Raw genomic sequence first — 21,369 nt, 5'->3', positions numbered from 1 at the left:
GGGCGTGGTGATGAAGAGATTTTTGCTTGCGGCGGCGTTGCTGGGCGCCATCGGCACATCGGCGGTAGCGATCGAGCTGCCGCCCGATATCGCCAAGCGCGGCAGCCTCAAGGTGGCGCTGGTGCCGAACTATCCGCCGATGGAGTTCCGCGATCCCGCCACCAATGCGCTGTCCGGCTTCGACATCGATCTCGGCGAGGCGATCGGCCGCAAGCTCGGCGTCAAGATCGAATGGACCGAGACCAGCTTTGCCGAGTTCATGCCGTCGATCTCGACCGGCCGGGTGGATGCCATCCTGTCCGGCTTCACCGACTATGCCAGCCGGCACGAGATCGCGACCTTCGTCGATTATTTGCGCAGCGGTCCGCAGTTCTTCGTGCAGCAGTCGCGCAAGGCTGAATTCAAGGACGCGGCGGCGCTGTGCGGCAAGAAGGTCGGCGCCAGCCGCCGCACCATGTTCCCGGCACAGATCGCGGCGTGGAGCGAGAAGAACTGCGGCAGCAGTCCGATCCAGTTCGTCGGCACCGACGGCTCGGCCGACGCGCGCACCCAGCTCCGGCAGGGCCGCATCGACGCCGCCGCGCAAGGCAACGAGACGCTGCCCTACATCATGGACCTCGAGCCCAACACCTATGCGGTCGTGGGCGAGCCCATCGCACAGCAATTCACCGGCATCGCGCTGCCGGTCAAGGAAAAGGCGCTGCAGCAGTCCATGCTCGAGGCGGTCGACGCGCTGATCGCGGACGGCACCTACAAGACCCTGCTTGCCAAGTGGAAACTGACTGACAACGCACTCGAAAAGGCGACCATCAATGCTGGACAGTAAGGCACTCCAGAGCATCCCGCTCACCCCAGCCAACACCGCGGATCCCGCGCCGGACTATCCCTGGCCGAAGCCGTACAATTCGGCGATGTTCCTGTCGTTCGACGTCGACGCAGAAAGCGCGTGGACCAGCAAGGACGCCGTGCACGCGCAGCGGCTCATCACCATGAGCTATGGCGGCTTTGAGGCGCGCGTCGGCACGCCGAAACTTCTGGAGCTGCTCGACCAGCTCGATCTCAAGGCGACGTTCTTCGTCACGGGATGGTCGGTGGACGCGCATCCGGCGATGGCCGAATCGATCCTGAAGGCGGGACACGAGATCGGCCATCACGGCTATCATCATCTCTTGCCCGATCCCGGCGATCCCTGGATCGAGGAAGAGCTGGAGCGCGGCTTCGAGGCGCTGAAGCGCCGGCTCGGCGTCAAGCCGACCGGCTATCGCGCGCCCTATGGCGAGTTCACCGAGGAGCTGCGCGTCGCGCTGGTGCGCCACGGCATCGTCTACACGTCCTCGTTCCGCGACGACGTCAGGCCCTATCGCCATCGGCTTGCCGACGGCAAGCCCGGCACGATCGAGCTGCCGGTCACCGCGAGCTATGACGACTGGATGCACGGCCTGTCCGCACGTTTCAGCCCGCGCTCGATCTTCCCCAAGGAGCACGTGCTCTCGATGTGGAAGGACGAGCTGGATGAGGTCCGCGACTGGGGCGCGATGGTGACGACGGTGCTGCATCCGCAATGCAGCGGCCGTCCGATGCGGCTGCGGCTGCTCCGCGAATTTCTAACCTACGCGAAGTCGTGTCCCGATGTCTGGATCACGACCGGCGAGAAGATCGCGGAAAACTTCCTGCGCCACGAAGCCGGCAACCGCTGAGCAGTGCCATGACCCGCCCCCGCATCCTCGTCATCAACCCCAACTCCTCGGCGTCGGTGACGGCGGCGATCGACGATGCGGTCGCGCCGCTGCGCATCGCCGGCGGGCCTGACATCGAGGTCGTCGGTCTCGCCGAGGGGCCGCCGGGCATCAGCTCGCAGCGCGATGCCGACAGCGTCGTCATGCCGCTGGTCAATCGTGTGTCGCGGGACGGTGCCGATGCCTTCGTGCTGGCTTGCTTCAGCGATCCCGGTCTGCATGCGGTGCGCGAAGCCGCCGGCGGACGTCCCGTGATGGGGATCGCCGAATGCGGCATCTTTCGCGCGATGATGTTGGGCGAACGCTTCGGCATCATCGCGCTGTCGCCGTCGAGCATTCGCCGCCAGCAGCGCATGACGAGGGTGATGGGCGTCGACAGCCGCTATGCCGGAAGCTGGTCAGTCGGCGCGAGCGCGGCGGAGACGGCCGGCGCCGATATCCGTGGCCGCCTGATCGACGCCGGCCGCGCGCTGGTCACGCAATGCCGGGCCGACGTGGTGGTGATGGGCTGCGCCGGCATGGCCTCGCACCGCGCAGCAATCGCGGATGCGATCGGTGTGCCCGTGGTCGAGCCTGCGCAGCAGGCGGTGGCGGCCGCGATCGGCGCGGTCTTATTGAACACGTAATCCTTCAGGAGCTCGTACTGATGCCTATCTCCCGCCGTTCGCTCCTCAAGGCCGCCGCCGCAGTACCGGCGCTGTCGCTGCCGGGCATCGTGCGTGCTGAATCCCAGTCCACGCTGCGCTTCATCCCCGTCATCGACCTCGCCTTCGTCGATCCCATCTATTCCACGGCCCAAGTGTCGCGAAACCATGGCTTCATGGTCTACGACACGCTCTACGGCATGAGCTCATCGCTTCAGGTCTCGCCGCAGATGCTCTCGGGTCACACGATCTCCCCTGACGGGCTGCAATGGGACCTCAGCTTGCGCGACGGCCTGTTCTGGCATGACGGCGAGCGCGTGCTGGCCCGCGACTGCGTCGCCAGCATTCGCCGCTGGGCGGCACGCGACGGCTTTGGCGGCGAGCTGATCGAGGCAACTGCTGAGCTGTCGGCCGCCGACGACCGCACCATTCGCTTCCGTCTCAAGCGTCCGTTCCCGCTGCTGCCGCAGGCGCTCGGCAAGGCCGCGATTAATGCCTGCTTCATGATGCCGGAGCGGCTCGCCAGCCAGGACCCGTTCAAGCCGCTGACCGAGGTGATCGGCAGCGGTCCGTTCCGCTATCTCGCCGACGAGCGCGTGCAGGGCGCCCGCAACGCCTACGCAAAATTCGAGCGCTACCAGCCGCGCACCGACGGCAAGCCGGATTGGACGGCCGGGCCGAAGATCGTGCATTACGACCGCGTGGTCTGGACCACCACGCCCGATGCCGGCACCGGCGTCGCCGCGCTCCAGACCGGCGAGCAGGACTGGCAGGAGACCACGCCGCACGATCTCTTGCCGGTGATCAAGGCGGCCGGCGACATCGAGACGCGCGTCCTCGACCCCAGAGGCTATGCCTGCATGCTGCGCCTCAATCATCTGCAGCCGCCGTTCGACAATCCCGCCATCCGCCGCGCGCTCCTGGGTGCGATCGATCAGTCCTCGTTCATGACGGCCGTCGCCGGTGTCGATCCGGCTTTCCAGGTCTCGCCGATCGGCTATTTCGCGCCGGGGACGCCGATGGCGAGCGACGTCGGCCTCGACGTGTTCCGCGGCCCGCGCAACTACGACAAGGTCAAGGCTGACCTGAAGGCCGCCGGCTACAACGGCGAGAAGATCGTGCTGCTCGTCCCCACCAACTCGCTGGCGCAGAAGCCGCTCGGCGAGATCGCGGTCGACAGCCTCCGCAAGGCCGGCATGAACGTCGAATATGCCGGGCTCGATTTCGCGGTGGTGCTGCAGCGCCAGCTCAAGAAGGACCCGATCGGGCAGGGGGGCTGGAGCGCGGCGGTCGGCAACTGGCAGGGCATCGACTGGCTCAACCCGGCCGGCAACACCAATATCCGCGGCGAGGGCAAGGTCGCCGGCTGGTACGCGAGCACGAAGATGGGCGAGTTGCGCAGCCAGTGGCTGGCGGCCTCCGAGCTTGCCGAGCAGCAGCGCATCTGCCGCGAGATCCAGGCGGTCGCGTTCGAGGAAATCCCGTATATTCCGATCGGCCTGTACAAGCAGCCGACCGCCTATCGCAAAGCCATCACCGGCATTCTCGACGGCACCGCCGTGTTCTGGAACGTACGCCCCGCATGAGCACCACAGCAATCTTCGGCAGCTATGTGCTGTCACGCAAAGACGGCGCGCAGGACGTACTGCGCGACCATTGGGTCCTGGTCGAAGGCAAGCGGATCGCGGCCGTCACGCGCGACAAGCCGCGCGCCGACGCGGTCTATGATCGTCCCGGCCGCTTCGTGCTGCCGGGCCTTCTGAACCTGCACAATCACTGCTTCTCGGAGGCGGTGGCGCGCAGCCACACCGAGGACGGCAACGGCCGCAAGAACAACCAGAGCATCGTCTACACGGTGCTGCTGCCGCTGACCAAGCGTGGCGCCGACATCCTGTCGGCGGAGGAGCGCATGGCCGTCGCGCGGCTCGGCATCCTCCAGCTCCTCAAGGGCGGTGCCACCACGGTGATGGAGCCGTTCCGCAATTCGATCCCCGAAATGTTCGACGCGGCGGAAGAGATGGGCATCCGCTTCTACGGCGCGCCCTATCTGTTCTCGACCTCCGATGCCAAGGCTGGTCCGGACGGCGTGGTGCGCTATTCCGGCGACGACGGCGCCGCCGACATGGCGACGTGGGATGCGCTCTATCAGCGCTGGAATAATCGCGGCGACGGCCGCATCAGCCTCGCCATGAGCCCGCATGCCACCGACACCTGCGGCCCTGATCTGCTCAAAGCCTGCGCCACGCGGGCGCGCGAGCTCGGCGTGCCCATCACGACGCACATGGCGCAGAGCCGCGCCGAGGTCGAGACCATCGGCAAGCGCTATGGCGGCCGCACGCCGGCAGAGTATCTGGATTGGCTCGGCCTGCTCGCGCCGGATCTCATGGCGGCGCATTGCATGTTCAGCAGTGATGACGATCTCAAGCTGATGGCCGCGCGCGGCATGACCGTGCTCAATTGCCCGCGCGTGTTCGCGCGCGCCGGCGTCACCGCGGCGTTCAGCCGGTTCGCCGAGCACGGCGTCCGCACCGTCGTCGGCACCGATGGCTACAACATGGATCTGCTCGGCGAGCTCAACGCGGCCTCGCTGATCTCCAAGGTTACTTCGGCGCGCCCCGACGTCGCGAACTCACCCGAATTGATCGAGGCGAACACGGCCATTGCGGCCGATGTCATCAAGCGTCCGGATCTCGGCCGTATCGAGCCGGGTGCGACCGCCGATCTCACCGTGGTCGATCTCACCCATCCGCATCTCCAGCCGCTGTTCGACCCGCGCCGCGCCCTGATCGCGCTCGCCAACCGCGCCAACATCGACCAGGTCGTGGTCGACGGACGCGTGCTGGTCGATGAGGGGCGCTATCTCGGTGCGGACGAAGCGGCGATCACCGCAGCCGGCAGCGCCGCGATCGGCAAGATCTGGGACCTGCCGGAGGCGCAGGCGGCGTTCAACGGCTGAGCGTCGGCTCCTCGTCGAATGCGGCGAGCGATTTGCGCATGGTCTCGACGAGATCCAGCGCCACCGGCGAAGGACTGCGCTGCGCCGGAAAGACGGCGGAGAATTCGAAGTCGATGCGCGGCAGGAATCGGCGCACGACGACGCCGCGGGTCGAGAATTCCTGCGCGGTGAAGGGATCGCAGATCGCGACGCCGAGCCCTGACGACACCATTCCGCACATGATCTCGGATAGCGCGGTCTCCACCCGCAGCACGCGGCGGACATCGTGGCGATGGAAGATCTGGTCAACGAGGTGCCGGCTCGACGACCCCGCCGACAGCGAGATGAACGTCTCGCCCTCGAAATCGCGTGGCTCCAGCACCTCCTTCTCAGTGAGGCGATGACCTGTCGGCAGCACCGCGACACGGGCGGGTGCGGGCAATTTCATGCTCGGCAGGCCGGAATGTGCGATCGGCACCTCGGCGAAGCCGACGTCGCACTGATTGTTCAACACCCAGTCGACCACGATCGGCGAGATCACGCCGAAGAAGGCCAGGTTGAGGTTCGGTCGCTCCTTCAGGAAGTGACCCGTGAGGCGCGGCAAATAGCCGTTCGACAGTGCAGGCAGCGCCGCAATTCGCAGCGAGCCGGTGCGGCGGCCGCGGATTTCCTCTGCTGCGGCGGTGATGCGTTCGAGGCCGACAAAGGAACGCTCCACTTCGGTATAGAGCGCCATCGCCGCCGCGGTCGGCACCAGGCCGGTGCCACGCCGCTCGAACAGCTCGGTCTTCAACAGCGCCTGGAAGTCACGCAGCAACCGGCTGACCGCCGGCTGCGTCACCGCCATGAGCTTGGCCGCTTCGGTGACGCTGCCGGTCAGCATCATCGCCCGGAAGGCCTCGACCTGCCGCGAATTGATCCGCGCCATACCCTTTTCATCCATAACATTTTGGCATGCAGAGGGTGCCATTATTCATTGGACGATGGAAGTATACGTTGCGATCTTTTTCATCAGGACTGGAGACAGCCCGCTTTTTCGGCAGATTGGAGGGGTTCAAACCTCCAGATCGCGCCAAAATCCGCCGAATGGGGGCCGGAGCCCTGATCGGACGCGGATTGGCGCGGAAGGGAATGCGGCAGGCGCTTCAGCCTGCGAGACTCGTCGGCACGTCACCTCATTCCGGTATTGGAGATCGGTCCACATGAAGACTTTTCGCCTTCTGACCGCGGTCAGCATTGCAGCGCTCATCGCCGTCCCCTCGGTCGCCTCGGCCCAGCAAAAGACGCTCTATGTCGCCGGCTACGGCGGCTCGTTCGAGAAGACGATCCGTGACGAGGTGATCCCGGCCTTCGAGAAGGAGAACGGCGTCAAGGTCGAGTACGTCGCCGGCAACTCCACCGACACGTTGGCGAAGCTTCAGGCGCAGAAGGGCAACCAGCAGATCGACGTCGCCATCGTCGACGACGGCCCGATGTATCAGGCGATCCAGCTTGGCTTCTGCGGCAAGCTCGAGGGACTGCCGGAGGCCGATCTCTACACTACCGCGCGCTTCAAGGACGATCGCGCCGTTGCGATCGGCATTGTCGCCACGGGCCTGATGTACAACACCAAGGTGTTCAAGGAGAAAGGCTGGGCGCCGCCGACCTCGTGGAACGACCTGAAGGACACGAAATACGCCAAGCAGCTCGTGATCCCGCCGATCAACAATACGTACGGCCTCGAAGCGCTGGTGATGCTGTCGAAGATGAACGGCGGCGGCGAGACCAACGTCGATTCCGGCTTCAAGATCTTCAAGGAACAGATCAATCCGAACGTGCTCGCCTATGAGCCGTCGCCGGGCAAGATGACCGAGCTGTTCCAGTCCGGCCAGGCGGTGATCGCGGTGTGGGGCACCGGCCGCGTGCAGAGCTTTGCCAATACCGGTTTCCCGGTCGACTTCGTCTATCCGAAGGAAGGCGCGGCGACGCTGCTGACGACGGCCTGTCCGATCACCAAGCCGAACGCTTCGCCGCTGGCCTCGAGCTTCGTGAAGATGCTGCTCGACCCGAAGATCCAGCTCGTCATGCTGAAGGACTATGGTTACGGCCCGGTGCTGAAATCGCTGGTGATCCCGCCGGAGCTCGGCAAGATGGCGCCGATCGGCGAGCGCGCGGCGAAGCTCTACAATCCGGACTGGACCGTCATCAACGAGAAGCGCGAGGAGTGGACCAAGCGCTGGAATCGCGAGGTCGAACGCTGATCGGTCGCAGCGGAGACAGCGTCATGGCCTATCTCGAGCTCGACCGGGTCGCAAAACAGTTCGGCGCGCAGACTGTGGTCGACGACTTCAGCCTGTCGGTGGGGAAGGGGGAGTTCATCTCCTTCCTTGGCCCGTCCGGCTGCGGCAAGACCACGACGCTGCAGATGATCGCGGGCTTCCTCGATCCCACCCGCGGCGCGATCCGCCTCGAGGGCAAGGACCTGACCGCGATTCATCCGGCCAAGCGCGGGCTTGGGATCGTGTTCCAGAGCTATGCGCTGTTTCCGCACATGACGGCGGCGGAGAACGTCGCCTTCGGCCTGGAAATGCGCAACGTGGCGCGCGGCGAACGTGCCGAGCGCGTCCGTGCCGCGCTCGCGATGGTGGGTCTCGCCGGCTACGAGGACCGCCATCCGCGCCGCATGTCCGGCGGCCAGCAGCAGCGCGTGGCGCTGGCGCGGGCGCTGGTGATCAAGCCGAGCGTGCTCCTGCTCGACGAGCCGCTGTCGAACCTCGACGCCAAGCTGCGCGAGGAGATGCAGATCGAGCTGCGCCAGATCCAGCGCACCATCGGCACCACCACGATCCTCGTCACCCACGACCAGAGCGAGGCGATGTCGCTGTCGGACCGCATCGTGGTGATGAGCCAGGGCAAGATCGAACAGATCGGCACGCCGCAGGAGACGTATGAACGGCCGGCCTCGGCCTTCGTCTCGCAATTCCTCGGCAAGACCAACGACTTTGCCGGCGCGATCGATCGGACCGCGACGCCGGCACGGCTGGTGGCCGGCTCCTGGAGTGCGCCGGCGCCGGCTGGCCTGAACGGCGCCGTGACCGTCAGCATTCGCCCTGAGCGCATTGGCTTCGGCGACGCCGGCCTCAGCGCAAAAATCGTCACCCGCATCTTCCAGGGCAATCACTGGCTGTTCCAGTGCGACAGCGAATGCGGCCCGGCGATCGTGATCCGCCAGAACGACGGACAGGCGCAGCCGGCCGAAGGTGATGCGGTTCGTCTCGCCTGGCGGCCCGAGGACATGAGCGTGCGCGCGAGGGCCGTCGCATGAGCATGGCCGCCGAGGAGCGCAGCGCGCGTGCGCCGTGGGCGCTGACGGCGCCCGCCTTGATGCTGTTCGTCGGCGTGCTGCTGATTCCGCTGGCGATGACGGTGATGCTGTCGTTCCACGATTGGGGCCAGTACAAGGGCATCGAGCCCGTCTTCATCCTCAAGAACTGGCACGAGATCGCGACCGATCCCTATTACGCCGAGATGTTCTGGCGGACGTTTCGGATCGCGATCCTGACCACGCTGCTCACCGCGTTGCTGGGCGCGCCCGAAGCCTACATCCTCAACCGCATGAGCGGCCGCTGGAAGAGTTTTTTCCTTCTGGTGATCCTCGGCCCGCTCTTGATCTCGGTCGTCGCGCGCACGCTCGGCTGGGCGCTGCTGTTCGGCGGCAACAACGGCCTCGTCAACAAGCTGCTGATGTCGCTCGGCGTGATGCGCTACCCCATCCCCTTCATGTTCACCGAAACCGGCATGGTCGTCGCGCTCGCGCACGTCATGATGCCGTTCATGGTGTTGTCGGTGTGGGCGGCGCTGCAGCGGCTCGATCCGCAGATCGAGAATGCCGCGATGTCGCTCGGCGCGGGGCCCGCAACCATCATCCGCCGCATCATCGTGCCGCAGATCATGCCGGGCGTGCTGTCGGGCGCGATCATCGTGTTCTCGCTCTCGGCCAGCGCCTTTGCGACGCCTGCGATCATCGGCGGCCGCCGGCTCAAGGTCGCGGCGACGCTCGCCTATGACGAGTTCCTCAACACGCTGAACTGGCCGCTGGGCGCCGCCGTCGCGACGCTGCTGCTGGTCGCCCTTGTCCTGATCGTCGTCGGCAGCAACGCGCTGATCGAGCGGCGCTACGCGGAGGTGTTCCGATGAGCCGGAACGGCCCGCTTGCGCTGATCTTCCACACCATCTTCGTCATCGTCATGGTGGCGCCGATCCTGGTGGTCTGTCTCGTCGCCTTCACGCCCGAGGGCTTCCTGTCGCTGCCGACCAACGGCTTCTCGCTGCGCTGGTTCAGGACCATCGCGAACTATCCCGAATTCATCCACGCCTTCTGGGTCAGTCTCGGCCTCGGCGCGCTGTCTTCGTTCGTTGCGCTCCTGTTCGCGGTGCCGGCCGCGCTCGCCATCGCGCGCTATCGCTTCCGCGGTCGCGATGCGCTGGCGGCGCTGTTCCTGTCGCCGCTGATGATCCCGCATGTCGTGCTCGGCATCGCTTTCCTGCGCTTCTTCACCTCGGCCGGGCTCGGTGGCAGCTTTGCCGCGCTGATCATCGCGCATGTCATCATCGTGTTTCCGTTCGCGCTGCGCCTGACGCTGGCGGCGGCAACCGGCATGGACCGCACCGTCGAGATGGCCGCGGTCTCGCTTGGCGCCGGCGGCTGGACGCTGTTCCGCCGCGTGACGCTGCCGCTGATCCTGCCCGGCGTCATCAGCGGCTGGGCGCTCGCCTTCATCCAGTCCTTCGACGATCTCACCATGACCGTCTTCCTTGCGGCCCCCGGCACCGAGACGTTGCCGGTACGCATGTTCCTTTATATCCAGGACAACATCGATCCGCTGGTGACGTCGGTCTCGGCCTGCGTGATCGCGATCACCATGACCGCCCTCATTCTGCTCGACCGCTTCTACGGGCTCGACCGCGTGCTCGCCGGCAAGGGCGACGCGGGGCGATAGGAGAACCTATGTCAGGAGATTATGACGTCGCCGTCGTCGGCGGCGGACTGCTCGGCTCCGCGATTGCCTGGGGCCTCGGCCGCCTCGGCAAGAAGGTCGCCGTGCTCGACGAAGGCGACATCACCAAGCGCGCTTCGCGCGCGAATTTCGCGCTGGTCTGGGTGCAGAGCAAGGGGCTCGGCATGCCCGCCTACACGGTGTGGACCGTGCAGGCCTCGCAGGCGTGGGGCCGGCTTGCCTCCGAGCTGAAGCAGCAGACCGGCCTCGACGTCGCCCTGCAGCAGAACGGCGGCTTTCACCTCACCCTCGGCGAGGGCGAATTCGGCCAGCGCACCGAGCTCGTCAAGCGCATGCACAATCAGGCCGGTGCGGCCGACTACAAGATGGAGATGCTGCGGCCGTCGGAAGTGAAGAAGGCGCTGCCGCTGATCGGGCCCGAAGTATCCGGCGGCAGCTATTGCCCGCTCGACGGCCACGTCAATTCACTGCGCACGTTCCGCGCCTTCCACACCGGCTTCAAGGCATTCGGCATCGACTATTTTCCGGAGCGTCCGGTCTCGGCGATCAGCAAGAGCGGCGGCGAATTCCGCCTGACCACGCCGAAGGGCGAGCTTCGTGCCGCCAAGATCGTGCTGGCCGCCGGCAATGCCAACCAGACGCTGGCGCCGATGGTCGGCCTCTACGCGCCGATGGGCCCGACCCGCGGCCAGGTCGTGGTGACCGAGCGCACCATGCCGTTCCTGCCGCATCCGCTGACCACGATCCGCCAGACCGACGAGGGCACGGTCATGATCGGCGACAGCAAGGAAGACGAGCTCGACGATCGCACCCTGAAGCCCTCGATCAGCGGCGTCATGGCCGATCGCGCGCAGCGCATGTTTCCGCATCTGGCGCGGCTCAACGTGGTCAGGAGCTGGTCCGGTATCCGCGTCATGCCGCAGGACGGCTTTCCAATCTACGACCAGTCGGAGACGCATCCCGGCGCCTTCGTCGCCTGCTGCCATTCCGGCGTGACGCTGGCCTCGAACCACGCGTTCGAAATCGCGCGCATGGTGGCGCAGGGCGCGCTCGAGCCCGAGCTGGTCGGCGCGTTCTCGGCCAGCCGTTTTGGCGCCGCCGGTGCTGCGAACAACAGCGGCTACTAGAGATTCAAGGAGCCAAGGGGCATCCCATGTTTAGACGATCCGAACAGGACAAACGTCCGCAGGTGCAGATCTTCGTCGACGGCGTTGCCGTCGCGGCGCGCCAGGGCGACACCGTTTCCGCCGCGCTGCTGGCGTCCGGCGTTGACGCGCGGCGCTCCACCGCAGTGAGCGGCGCGCCGCGTCTGCCCTATTGCATGATGGGCGTGTGCTTCGACTGTCTCGTCACCATTGACGGCGTCGGCAATCGCCAGGGCTGCCTCGTGCCGGTCGCCGAGGGCATGCAGGTCGAGATCCAGAAGGGCAAGCGGGAGATCGGAAGATGACTGTGGCTCCCAAACGCGAAGACTATGACGTCGTGGTGATCGGTGCCGGCCCGGCCGGCCTTGCTGCTGCCGCGACCTCAGCCGAAGCCGGTCTCTCCACGCTGCTGCTCGACGAGAACATCGGTCCCGGCGGCCAGGTCTTCCGCGCCATCTCTTCTACACCCGTGACCGATCGCAATCAGCTCGGCGCGGACTATTGGGTCGGCGCCGATCTCGTGCAGGCGCTGCGCGCGAGCAATGCCGAGGTCATTCACCGTGCGACGGTCTGGAGCCTCGACCGCAATCTCGACATCGCCGTGTCCATCGGCGGCGCCTCGGCCTTCGTCAAGGCGAAGCGTGTGATCCTCGCGACCGGCGCGCTGGAGCGACCGTTCCCGATTCCCGGCTGGACGCTGCCGGGCGTGATGACCGCGGGTGCGGCGCAGACCATGCTGAAGTCATCGGCGCTGGTGCCTGATGGCCGCACTGTCATCGCGGGGCAGGGGCCGCTACTCTGGCTGCTGGCCGCGCAGATACTCCGCCTCGGCGGCCGTATCGACCGCATCCTCGACACCACCGAACGCGGCAATTACTTCGCGGCGCTGCCGCATGCCTTCGCCTTCCTGACCTCGCCCTATTTTGCCAAGGGCCTGTCGATGATGCGCGAGGTGAAGGCGAAGGTGCAGGTCGTTTCGGGCGTTACCGAGCTTGCGGCCTCCGGTGATGGCCAGCTCGCCGGCGTCAGTTATGTCGCCGGCGGCAAGCGCGACACCATTCCTGCGGATCTCCTGTTGCTGCATCAGGGCGTCGTGCCCAACGTCAACCTCGCAATGTCCGCGGGCATCGAGCATCGCTGGGACGATCTGCAATTGTGCTGGTCGCCAGTGCTGGATGCGAGCTGTGGCTCATCGGTCGCGGGCATCGCAATCGCCGGCGATGGCGCGGGTATCGGCGGCGCCAACGCTGCCGTGGTCCGCGGTCGCATTGCCGCGCGCGCCGCGGTGGAAGCGCTGGCGCCCGCGGCTGCGGCGAAGCTCGCGCCGATGGCGACGCTCCGCTCCGATCTTGCCAAGGCCGAGCGCGGACGCCTGTTCCTCGACACGCTGTTCCGTCCCGCGCCGCAGTTCCGCATTCCCTCGGGCGACACGATCGTCTGCCGCTGCGAGGAGGTCACCGCAAAGGACGTGCTCGATTCCGTCGCGATCGGCGCCACCGGGCCGAACCAGCTCAAGGCCTATCGTCGCACCGGCATGGGTCCGTGCCAGGGCCGGCTCTGCGGCCTCACCGTCACCGAGCTGATGGCGCAGGCGCGCGGCAAGACTCCGCAGGAAATCGGTTACTACCGGCTGCGCGCGCCGGTGAAGCCGATCACGCTGGCCGAGCTCGCCGCCGTTCCCAAGAGCGAGGCCGACGTGAAGGCCGTGGTGCGCGGATGAGCCAAAACGTGGATGCGATCGTCGTCGGCGGCGGCATCCACGGATGCTCGACCACGCTGCATCTGTGTCTCGCCGGCCTGAAGCCGGTGCTGATCGAGAAGGACTATGCCGGCCGCCACGCCTCCGGCGTCAATGCCGGCGGCGTGCGCCAGCTCGCACGGCACATTCCGGAGATCCCGCTCTCGATCCGCTCGATGGGCATCTGGGAGAAGATCAACGATCTCCTCGACGACGATTGCAGCTTTGAGAGCTACGGCCAGGTCCTCGTCGCGGAAAACGAAGAGGAGCTTGCGGTCTGCCGCGCTCGCGTCGCCGAGCTCAATGCGCTCGGTTTCACCCATGAGGAGCTGATCGACGCTGCTGAGTTGCGACGGCTGGTGCCCGCGGTGGCCGAGACGTGCCCCGGCGGCGTGGTGTCACGGCGCGACGGCGCAGCCAATCCGGCGCAGACGACGACGGCGTTCCGCCGCAAGGCCCAGCAGCTCGGTGCGACCGTGCGCGAAGGCGTGGCGGCCACCAACATCCGCTACAGCGGCGGCCTCTGGCATGTCGATGTCGGGTCGGAGAGCTTTGCCGCGCCGGTGCTGGTTAATGCGGCCGGCGCGTGGGCCGGCAAAATCGCCTCTGATCTCGGCGAGCCGGTGCCGGTCGAGACCGTGGCGCCGATGCTGATGATCACCTCGCGCGTGCCGCACTTCATCGACCCCGTCGTGATCCTGCGCGGGCGAAAGCTGTCCTTCAAGCAGTTCAAGAACGGCACCGTGCTGATCGGCGGCGGCCATCTGGCGACGCCCTACCAGGACCGCAACGAGACGGTGCTGGACTGGAAGAGCCTTGCGACCAGCGCGCAGACCGTGTTCGAGCTGTTCCCGGTGATGCGCAGCGCGACCATCGTCCGTGCCTGGGCCGGCATTGAGGCGAAGATGAAGGACGACATCCCCGTGTTCGGCCCGAGCAGCCGTCACAAGGGGCTCTATCACCAGTTCGGCTTCTCGCTGCACGGCTTCCAGCTCGGTCCCGGCGCCGGCGCCGTCATGGCGGAGCTGATCGTCAATGGCGGCACCCAGACCCGCGTCAGCGATCTCGGCATCGACCGCTTCCATCCCTCCACGCTCTAAGAAGAGGACATCATGAGCATCACCCGCAGCATCCGCACGCCCATCATGCACCGCGCCGTCGAAGCCAACGGCTTCGTCTTCGTCGGCGGCACCATCGCCGACGACACCAGCGTTGCCATGGGCGACCAGACCCGCAACATCCTCGGCAAGATCGCGGGCTACCTGAAGGAAGCGGGCACCGACAAGAGCCGCGTCGTCAGCGCCTCGATCTTCGTCACGGATCTCTCGAAGAAGAAGGAGATGGACGCGGCCTGGACCGAGTTCTTCGGCGACAATCTGCCGACCCGCGCCACCGTCGGCGTCGCCGATCTCGGCGGCGGCGCGCTGATCGAGGTCGTTGTCACCGCGCTCAAGGGCTGATTACGCATGGGGACGCCGGCACCTCTCGTGCTGGCGTCCCTTCGCGCCGCCTTGATCTCGCCCTTTGAAGGGACTAGTTAGAGGCTCCCTCAATCAGGATATTCGAAAGCCATGGATTTCATCCCGACCGCAAAGCCCACCTGCCTTGCTCACGGGGAATTCCATGCCTGCTTCAATCATCCTGTCGAACCTGTCGCTGTCCACGCCTGACGGCCGGTCTCTCCTCTCCAACATCGATCTGACATTTCCGGCCGAGCGGACCGGTCTCGTCGGCCGCAACGGCGTCGGCAAGACGACGCTGCTTGCCTCGATCTCGGGGGAGCATGTTCCCCAGTCCGGGCGCGTTCTGGTCAACGGAACCATCGGCCTGCTGCGCCAGGACGTGCAGTCGCCCCCGGGCACGACCGTGGCCGATCTGTTCGGTGTGCGGCAGGCGCTGGAGCTGCTGCGTCGCGCCGAGCGAGGCGATGCCTCCGCCGACGACATCGCCACGATCGACTGGACGCTCGAAGCGCGGCTCGAGGCCGCGCTGGCGCGCCTCGGGTTCGGGCCGTCTGCCGAGACGGAGCTGTGCCGCCTGTCCGGCGGTCAGATCACGCGGGTTCGTCTCGCGGCGCTGGTCTTTTCCGAACCGGATTTCCTGCTGCTCGACGAGCCCACCAACAATCTCGACCGGGACGGACGCAAGGCCGTCACCGATCTGCTCGCCGCCTGGCGCGGCGGCGCGATCGTCGTCAGCCACGACCGCGGCCTGCTCGACACCATGGACGCGATCGTCGAGCTGACCTCGCTCGGCGCCACGCGCTACGGCGGCAATTGGACGAGCTACCGTGCGCAAAAGGCCGTCGAGCTCGCAGCCGTCAGGCACGATCTCGCGCATGCCGAGAAGCGCCTGTCCGAGATCGACGGCAAGGCGCAGGAGGCCGTGGAGAGGAAAGCGCAGAAGGACAGCGGCGGCCGGAAGAAGCGCGCGAAGGGCGACATGCCGCGCATCCTCGCCGGTGCCCGCAGGGATCGCAGCGAGGATTCCGGCGGCAAGACCGCGCAAATCGCCGAGCGGCGGCGCGCCGAAGCGCTCGACGCCGTCGACACCGCGCGCCGGCGCATCGAGATCTTGCAGCCGCTGTCGGTGAAGCTGCCGGCGACACATCTGCCGGCGGGCAGGGAGGTGCTCTGGCTCGATGGCGTCAGCGCCGGCTATCAGCCGGGGCAGCCGATCCTGCGCGATCTCTCGCTCGCGATCGTCGGCCCCGAGCGCGTCGCGCTGGTCGGGCCCAACGGCTCCGGCAAGACGACGCTGCTGAAGTTGATCGCCGGCGAGCTGCGACCGTTCTCGGGCGTCGTGCGGGTCAGGCCGGACTTCGCGCTGTTCGACCAGGCGGTCAGCCTGCTCGATCCTGAGGTCTCGATCCTGGAGAACTTCCGGCGTCTCAACCCGAAGGCCGGGGCGAATGAATGCCATGCGGCGCTGGCGCGCTTCATGTTTCGCGCCGATGCGGCCTTGCAAGAAGCCGGAAGCCTGAGCGGCGGCCAGATGTTTCGCGCAGGCCTTGCCTGCGTGCTGGGCGGTTCAGCGCCGCCGTCGCTGCTGATCCTGGACGAGCCGACCAATCATCTCGACATCGACTCCATCGAGGCCGTCGAAGCAGGCTTGCGGGCCTATGACGGCGCGCTGCTCGTCGTCAGCCACGACGAGGCGTTCCTGCAGGCGATCGGCGTCACGCGTCGGTTCGATCTTGCCGCCAAGGTGCAAGGCGAGCATGACGGGATCATCTGATCCCGCCTCGCGGTCTGGATATGAAAATGGGTCTTTAAAGTGGGTCTTCGCAGTGACTATCAAATACCCGACGCCCTGCCCCCAGCGCGTCGGGTGGAAAGAATAACTATCAATAAGTGATCCCAACGCAGCTGTTGTGACTCGAACCGCATCAACTTACCACTCCGGTAAACTACCGCGTGGAACCGGGCGCGCTGAACGTGCGGGCGGGAGATTGAAACGCCGTGCGCGGCCTACGACGCCGCGCTGCCGCCCGGCTCCAGCGCTTCGCCCATCTCCAGCGGATGCGCCATGGTCTCGTGCAGCGCCTCGCGATCGAGCTCGCCTTCGGAGATGCTGATGACGACGCATGCGACGCCATTGCCGATCAGATTGGTCAGCGCGCGGCATTCGCTCATGAACTTGTCGATGCCGACCAGGATCGCGATCGACTGGATCGGAATGTCGGGCACGATCGACAGCGTCGCGGCGAGCGTGATGAAGCCGGCGCCGGTCACGCCCGAAGCGCCCTTCGAGGTGATCATGGCAATGCCGAGGATGCCGAGCTCCTGCCAGATGGTCAGATGCGTGTTGGTCGCCTGCGCCAGGAACAGCGTCGCCAGCGTCATGTAGATGTTGGTGCCGTCGAGATTGAAGCTGTAGCCGGTCGGGATCACGAGGCCGACCACCGAGCGCGAGGCGCCGAGATGCTCCATCTTCTGGATCATCTGCGGCAGCACCGTCTCCGACGACGAGGTGCCGAGCACGATCAGGAGCTCGTCCTTGATGTAGGCGATGAAGCGCAGGATCGAGAACCCGGCGAGGCGGGCGATCGCACCGAGCACGATCAGCACGAACAGCATGCTGGTGAGATAGAACGTGCCGATCAGGGCGGCGAGGTTGAGCAGCGAGCCGAGGCCGTAGGCGCCGACGGTGAACGCCATCGCGCCGAAGGCGCCGATCGGCGCCACGCGCACGATGATGCGGATGATGCCGAAGAACATCTTCGCCGCCTTGTCGATCGCCTCCGCGATGGGCTCGCCGGCCTTGCCGAGGAAGGCGATGGCGAAGCCGGAGAGAATCGAGATCAGCAGCACCTGCAGCAGGTCGCCGCGCGCGATCGCGCCGACATAGCTGTCGGGGATGATCGCCATGAGATGGGCGACGATGCCCTCTTCCTTGGCCTTGGTGACATAGGTCGCCACCGACTTCGGATCGATCGTGGCCGGGTCGATGTTGAAGCCGTGCCCGGGCTGCAGGATCTCGCCGACCAGCAGGCCGACCGCGAGGGCCACAGTCGAGACCGTCTCGAAATAGATCAGCGACTTCAGTCCGACCCGGCCGACGCGCTTGAGGTCGCCCATCGAGGAGATGCCGTGCACCACAGTGCAGAAGATGACGGGCGCGATCATCATCTTGATCAGCGCGATGAAGCCGTCGCCGAGCGGCTTCAGGGCCTTGCCGAGGTCGGGATAGAAATAGCCGACGAGCACGCCGAGCGCGATTGCGATCAGAACCTGCACATAGAGGATCTTGTACCAGGGCTGATGCCGGCGGTGAGCGGCTGGCTGGATCGCAATCTGTGTCATATGATGAGCCCCGGAACGCATTGATTCCGCAAGATTTGAATCTTGCATGACTCGCATCATGTGATGGACGCCGCAGAAGCGACAATCACATTTTTGTCGGATCGCACGAACATCAATCGCTGGACCGCAACGGGGGGAACATGACGATCGCAACGGGCTCGGACGAGCAGGCACAAGGCTATTTCCCGCGCTGGAAACTCAAGACCTCGGGCGTGATCATGCCGGAGGAGCGGCTGCCATGGGGCCAGACCATCGTCTCCGGTCTGCAGCATTGCGTTGCGATGTCCGGCTCGACGATCATCGCGCCGCTGCTGATGGGGTTCGATCCCAACGTTGCGGTCCTGTTCTCGGGCATCGGCACGCTGATCTTCTTCGTCATCGTCGCCGGGCGCGTGCCGAGCTATCTCGGCTCCAGCTTCGCCTTCATCGCCGTCGTCATCGCTGCCACCGGCTATGCCGGGCAGGGGCCGAACCCGAACATCTCGGTTGCGCTCGGCGGCATCGTCGGCGCGGGCGTGCTCTATGGCGTGATCGCGCTGATCGTGATGTGGTTAGGCACGGGCTGGGTCGAGCGCCTGATGCCGCCGGCCGTCACCGGCGCCGTCGTCGCCGCCATCGGCCTCAATCTCGCGCCGGTCGCGGTCAAGGCGGTGAGCGCGAATGGGTTCGACACCGGGATCGGGCTTGCCACCGTGCTGATGATCGGCGTGGTGGCCGTTGCAGCGCCCGGCCTGTGGCGCCGCCTGCCGATCATCCTTGGCGCGATCGGCGGGTATCTTTTGTACATGCTGTTCGCGAACGGCCTTGGCTTCGGCAAGCCGATCGACTTCACCCAGCTTTCGGCCGCGCCGTGGCTCGGTTTGCCGAGCTTCACCACGCCGACCTTCCAGGCCGATGCGATCTTCCTGATCGCGCCGGTCGCGGTCATCCTCGTCGCCGAGAATCTCGGGCACATCAAGGCCGTCGGCGCCATGACGGGCCGGAGTCTGGATGCCTATCTCGGGCGCGCCTTGTTCGCCGACAGCCTCGCGACCATCGTTGCGGCCTGTGGCGGCGGCACCGGCGTCACCACCTATGCCGAGAATATCGGCGTCATGGCAGCGACGAAGGTCTACTCGACCCTGTTGTTTGCCTTCGCGGCCACGGTGTCGATCCTGCTCGGCTTCTCGCCGAAATTCGGCGCGCTGATTCTCTCGATCCCGGGTCCGGTCATCGGCGGCCTCTCGATCGTGCTGTTCGGCCTGATCGCCGCGATGGCGGGCCGGATCTGGGTCGAGAACAAGGTCGACTTCGCAAACCCGGCGAACCTCATCACCGTCGCCGTAGCGCTGACCGCGGGCGCCGGCGACCTCACGCTCAAGTTTGGCGCGTTCACGATCGGCGGGATCGGTACCGCGACCTTCGGCGCAATCATCCTCTATCAGATCCTGACCTTGCCGCTGGCGCGTCGCATCGAGTGAATCCCAGGGATGCATTGGAGGGATGGAACAAAACGCCGGTTCCCTCCATGATGACGCATCTGGAGAAAACACATGCCGCACACCGAACGCTCAACTTCCTTTCCCTCGCGCCTCGTTGGCCAGTACGCGCTGGTGACTGGCGCCTCGCAAGGCATCGGCCGGGCCGTCGCCATCCGGCTCGCGCAGGAAGGCGCGACCGTCGCCATCAACTATTTCGAACACGCCGGAAGAGCCGAGGAGACGCTGGCGCTGGCGCGGACGGCATCGAGCGACCGTGGCCACGGCAGGCTCGATCACATCATCGTCAAGGCCAACGTCGGCAACGAGCAGGACATCGCCGCGATGTTCGAGACGGTGCTGGCGCGCTTCAAGCGCCTCGACTGTCTCGTCAACAATGCCGGCTTCCAGCAGGAATCGCCGAGCGATGCGCTCGACGTCGAAACCTATCGCCGCATCATCGACGTCAACCTCAACGGCGCCGTGCTCTGCGCGCAGAAGGCGCTTGCGCACTTCGTCGCGCGCGGCGGAGGCGGCAGCATCATCAACTGCTCCAGCGTCCACCAGATCATTCCGAAACCCGGCTACCTCGCTTATTCCATCAGCAAGGGCGGCATGGCCAACCTGACGCGCACACTGGCGCTGGAGTTCGCCAGCCGCGGCATTCGCGTCAATGCGGTCGGCCCCGGCGCCATCGACACGCCGATCAACGAAGCCTGGACCGGCGACCCCGAAAAGCGCGGCGTCGTCACCAGCCACATTCCGCTCGGCCGTGTCGGCACGCCGGAGGAGATCGCGGCCGTGTTCGCTTTCCTCGCCTCCGACGATGCGAGCTACATCACCGGGCAGACCATCTATGCCTGCGGAGGCCTGACGCTGTTTCCGGAGTTTCGCGAGAACTGGGCGAGCTAGCTCGGTTCGCCGAAAGCGGGGTTCGTGCGGCATCTGGCAGAATCCGCCGGCGCAGACTACATCTGCGCCATGGCAAACCCTCCGGTGGCAAACTCCACGCTCCAGGACTTCGTCGGCCGGCACGAACGACTGTTCGTTCTGACCGGCGCCGGCTGCAGCACCAATTCGGGCATTCCCGACTACCGCGACAGCCATGGCAATTGGAAACGGACCCAGCCGGTCAATTTCCAGGCCTTCATGAATGAAGAGTCCACGCGCCAGCGCTATTGGGCCCGCAGCCTGATCGGCTGGCGGCGGTTCGGCCAGGCGAGGCCGAATGATGCGCATCATGCCCTGGCCCGCCTCGAGGCGGGCGGGCGCTGCGAGATGCTGCTGACCCAGAATGTCGACCGGCTGCATCAATCCGCCGGCCACCGGCAGGTGATCGATCTGCACGGCCGGCTCGATCTCGTCCGCTGCATGGGCTGCGGAGCGAAGACGCCGCGCAGCGAATTCCAGGACACGCTGGGGCGCATGAACGCGGAATGGCTGGCGCTCGACGCCGCGGATGCGCCCGACGGCGACGCCGATCTGGAGCATGCAAATTTTTCCTCGTTCAACGTGCCTGCTTGCGAAGCCTGCGGCGGCATTCTCAAGCCCGACGTCGTGTTCTTCGGCGAGAACGTGCCGCGCGACATCGTCGCGACCGCGCAGGACCATCTGTCGCAGGCCGACGCCATGCTGATCGTCGGCTCGTCGCTGATGGTCTATTCCGGCTTCCGCTTCGTGCAGGCCGCCGCGAACCGCAAAATCCCGATCGCTGCGGTCAATCTCGGGCGCACCCGGGCCGACGATCTCCTGACGCTCAAGGTCGAGGAGCGCTGCGAAGCGGCGCTTGCATTCCTGCTCTGATCGCGCGGGCGGCGAACACGCCTTGCCTATTGCATAGGTGCCAAGCAGAATGGCCGGGCGCGGCGTTGTCCTCGTCGTCCATGGCATGGAAATTGCTGCGTTTTCGCCC

20 protein-coding genes are annotated in these 21,369 nt (G+C 66.1%); 18 read left to right on the top strand and 2 right to left on the bottom strand.

Annotated elements, in window-relative coordinates:
• Positions 1–10: 10 nt before the first annotated feature.
• The 5 genes from A7X65_RS36050 to A7X65_RS36030 are packed head-to-tail and all read left to right on the top strand — an operon-like array spanning position 11 to position 5,336.
• Positions 11–826 carry an ABC transporter substrate-binding protein gene (locus tag A7X65_RS36050; protein WP_063694146.1) on the top strand — a complete coding sequence of 272 codons (816 nt, stop codon included), beginning with the start codon at positions 11–13 and terminating at the stop codon, positions 824–826.
• Entirely contained in the window at positions 813–1,697 is an 885-nt protein-coding gene (locus A7X65_RS36045; protein ID WP_063694145.1) for a polysaccharide deacetylase family protein, read from the top strand. Before A7X65_RS36050 ends, A7X65_RS36045 begins: the two co-directional genes overlap by 14 nt.
• A gap of 8 nt (positions 1,698–1,705) precedes the next feature.
• Positions 1,706–2,362 carry an aspartate/glutamate racemase family protein gene (locus A7X65_RS36040; RefSeq protein ID WP_063694144.1) on the top strand — a complete coding sequence of 219 codons (657 nt, stop codon included), beginning with the start codon at positions 1,706–1,708 and terminating at the stop codon, positions 2,360–2,362.
• Between the two features lie 20 nt (positions 2,363–2,382).
• Positions 2,383–3,966 (top strand): ABC transporter substrate-binding protein, encoded by a 1,584-nt coding sequence (locus tag A7X65_RS36035; protein WP_063694143.1) that lies wholly within the window; start codon positions 2,383–2,385, stop codon positions 3,964–3,966.
• Positions 3,963–5,336 carry an amidohydrolase family protein gene (locus tag A7X65_RS36030; protein WP_063694142.1) on the top strand — a complete coding sequence of 458 codons (1,374 nt, stop codon included), beginning with the start codon at positions 3,963–3,965 and terminating at the stop codon, positions 5,334–5,336. The genes A7X65_RS36035 and A7X65_RS36030 overlap by 4 nt, the downstream gene beginning before the upstream one ends.
• Here the strand turns inward: A7X65_RS36030 and A7X65_RS36025 are convergent.
• Positions 5,326–6,243, bottom strand: a complete 918-nt coding sequence (locus A7X65_RS36025; RefSeq protein WP_063694141.1) for a LysR substrate-binding domain-containing protein — start codon at positions 6,241–6,243, stop codon at positions 5,326–5,328. The genes A7X65_RS36030 and A7X65_RS36025 overlap by 11 nt on opposite strands.
• A 274-nt stretch (positions 6,244–6,517) precedes the next feature.
• Between A7X65_RS36025 and A7X65_RS36020 the strand changes: the two genes are divergently transcribed.
• From A7X65_RS36020 to A7X65_RS35975, 10 genes are all read left to right on the top strand, one after another.
• On the top strand, positions 6,518–7,555 hold the full coding sequence (locus A7X65_RS36020; RefSeq protein ID WP_063694140.1) for an ABC transporter substrate-binding protein: 1,038 nt from the start codon (positions 6,518–6,520) through the stop codon (positions 7,553–7,555).
• 23 nt (positions 7,556–7,578) lie between these two features.
• On the top strand, positions 7,579–8,619 hold the full coding sequence (locus A7X65_RS36015) for an ABC transporter ATP-binding protein (RefSeq protein WP_063694139.1): 1,041 nt from the start codon (positions 7,579–7,581) through the stop codon (positions 8,617–8,619).
• Positions 8,616–9,491 (top strand): ABC transporter permease, encoded by an 876-nt coding sequence (locus A7X65_RS36010; RefSeq protein ID WP_063694138.1) that lies wholly within the window; start codon positions 8,616–8,618, stop codon positions 9,489–9,491. The genes A7X65_RS36015 and A7X65_RS36010 overlap by 4 nt, the downstream gene beginning before the upstream one ends.
• Positions 9,488–10,294, top strand: coding sequence for an ABC transporter permease (locus A7X65_RS36005; protein WP_063694137.1), 807 nt, complete (start codon positions 9,488–9,490; stop codon positions 10,292–10,294). The genes A7X65_RS36010 and A7X65_RS36005 overlap by 4 nt, the downstream gene beginning before the upstream one ends.
• Positions 10,295–10,302: 8 nt before the next feature.
• On the top strand, positions 10,303–11,439 hold the full coding sequence (locus A7X65_RS36000; protein ID WP_063694136.1) for an NAD(P)/FAD-dependent oxidoreductase: 1,137 nt from the start codon (positions 10,303–10,305) through the stop codon (positions 11,437–11,439).
• Between the two features lie 26 nt (positions 11,440–11,465).
• The gene (locus A7X65_RS35995; RefSeq protein WP_063694135.1) at positions 11,466–11,762 is read left to right on the top strand and encodes a (2Fe-2S)-binding protein; all 297 of its coding nucleotides are present in this window, start codon (positions 11,466–11,468) and stop codon (positions 11,760–11,762) included.
• Positions 11,759–13,177 (top strand): FAD/NAD(P)-dependent oxidoreductase, encoded by a 1,419-nt coding sequence (locus A7X65_RS35990; protein ID WP_063694134.1) that lies wholly within the window; start codon positions 11,759–11,761, stop codon positions 13,175–13,177. The genes A7X65_RS35995 and A7X65_RS35990 overlap by 4 nt, the downstream gene beginning before the upstream one ends.
• Positions 13,174–14,295 carry an NAD(P)/FAD-dependent oxidoreductase gene (locus A7X65_RS35985; RefSeq protein ID WP_063694133.1) on the top strand — a complete coding sequence of 374 codons (1,122 nt, stop codon included), beginning with the start codon at positions 13,174–13,176 and terminating at the stop codon, positions 14,293–14,295. Before A7X65_RS35990 ends, A7X65_RS35985 begins: the two co-directional genes overlap by 4 nt.
• A gap of 12 nt (positions 14,296–14,307) precedes the next feature.
• The gene (locus A7X65_RS35980) at positions 14,308–14,655 is read left to right on the top strand and encodes a RidA family protein (RefSeq protein WP_063694132.1); all 348 of its coding nucleotides are present in this window, start codon (positions 14,308–14,310) and stop codon (positions 14,653–14,655) included.
• Between the two features lie 163 nt (positions 14,656–14,818).
• Positions 14,819–16,432 (top strand): ABC-F family ATP-binding cassette domain-containing protein, encoded by a 1,614-nt coding sequence (locus A7X65_RS35975; RefSeq protein WP_063694131.1) that lies wholly within the window; start codon positions 14,819–14,821, stop codon positions 16,430–16,432.
• Between the two features lie 233 nt (positions 16,433–16,665).
• Here A7X65_RS35975 and A7X65_RS35970 read toward each other — a convergent pair whose 3' ends face one another.
• Complete coding sequence (locus tag A7X65_RS35970) at positions 16,666–18,000, bottom strand: dicarboxylate/amino acid:cation symporter (RefSeq protein WP_063694130.1); 1,335 nt, start codon at positions 17,998–18,000, stop codon at positions 16,666–16,668.
• A 140-nt stretch (positions 18,001–18,140) separates the two neighbouring features.
• Here A7X65_RS35970 and A7X65_RS35965 point away from each other — a divergent pair, with 140 nt between their 5' ends.
• The 3 genes from A7X65_RS35965 (at position 18,141) to A7X65_RS35955 (ending at position 21,260) form a co-directional block, all read left to right on the top strand.
• Positions 18,141–19,460 carry a solute carrier family 23 protein gene (locus A7X65_RS35965; RefSeq protein ID WP_063694129.1) on the top strand — a complete coding sequence of 440 codons (1,320 nt, stop codon included), beginning with the start codon at positions 18,141–18,143 and terminating at the stop codon, positions 19,458–19,460.
• A 72-nt stretch (positions 19,461–19,532) separates the two neighbouring features.
• Positions 19,533–20,369 (top strand): SDR family oxidoreductase, encoded by an 837-nt coding sequence (locus tag A7X65_RS35960; RefSeq protein WP_063694128.1) that lies wholly within the window; start codon positions 19,533–19,535, stop codon positions 20,367–20,369.
• Positions 20,370–20,438: 69 nt separating this feature from the next.
• Positions 20,439–21,260: an NAD-dependent protein deacetylase gene (locus tag A7X65_RS35955; protein WP_063694127.1), complete on the top strand. Its 822-nt coding sequence runs from the start codon at positions 20,439–20,441 to the stop codon at positions 21,258–21,260.
• Positions 21,261–21,369 lie beyond the last annotated feature (109 nt).

It is taken from the genome of Bradyrhizobium stylosanthis (assembly GCF_001641335.1).
Classification (GTDB): domain Bacteria; phylum Pseudomonadota; class Alphaproteobacteria; order Rhizobiales; family Xanthobacteraceae; genus Bradyrhizobium; species Bradyrhizobium stylosanthis.
Note: the sequence above shows the minus strand (reverse complement) of the source record. Positions and strands in the feature narration are given on the sequence as shown.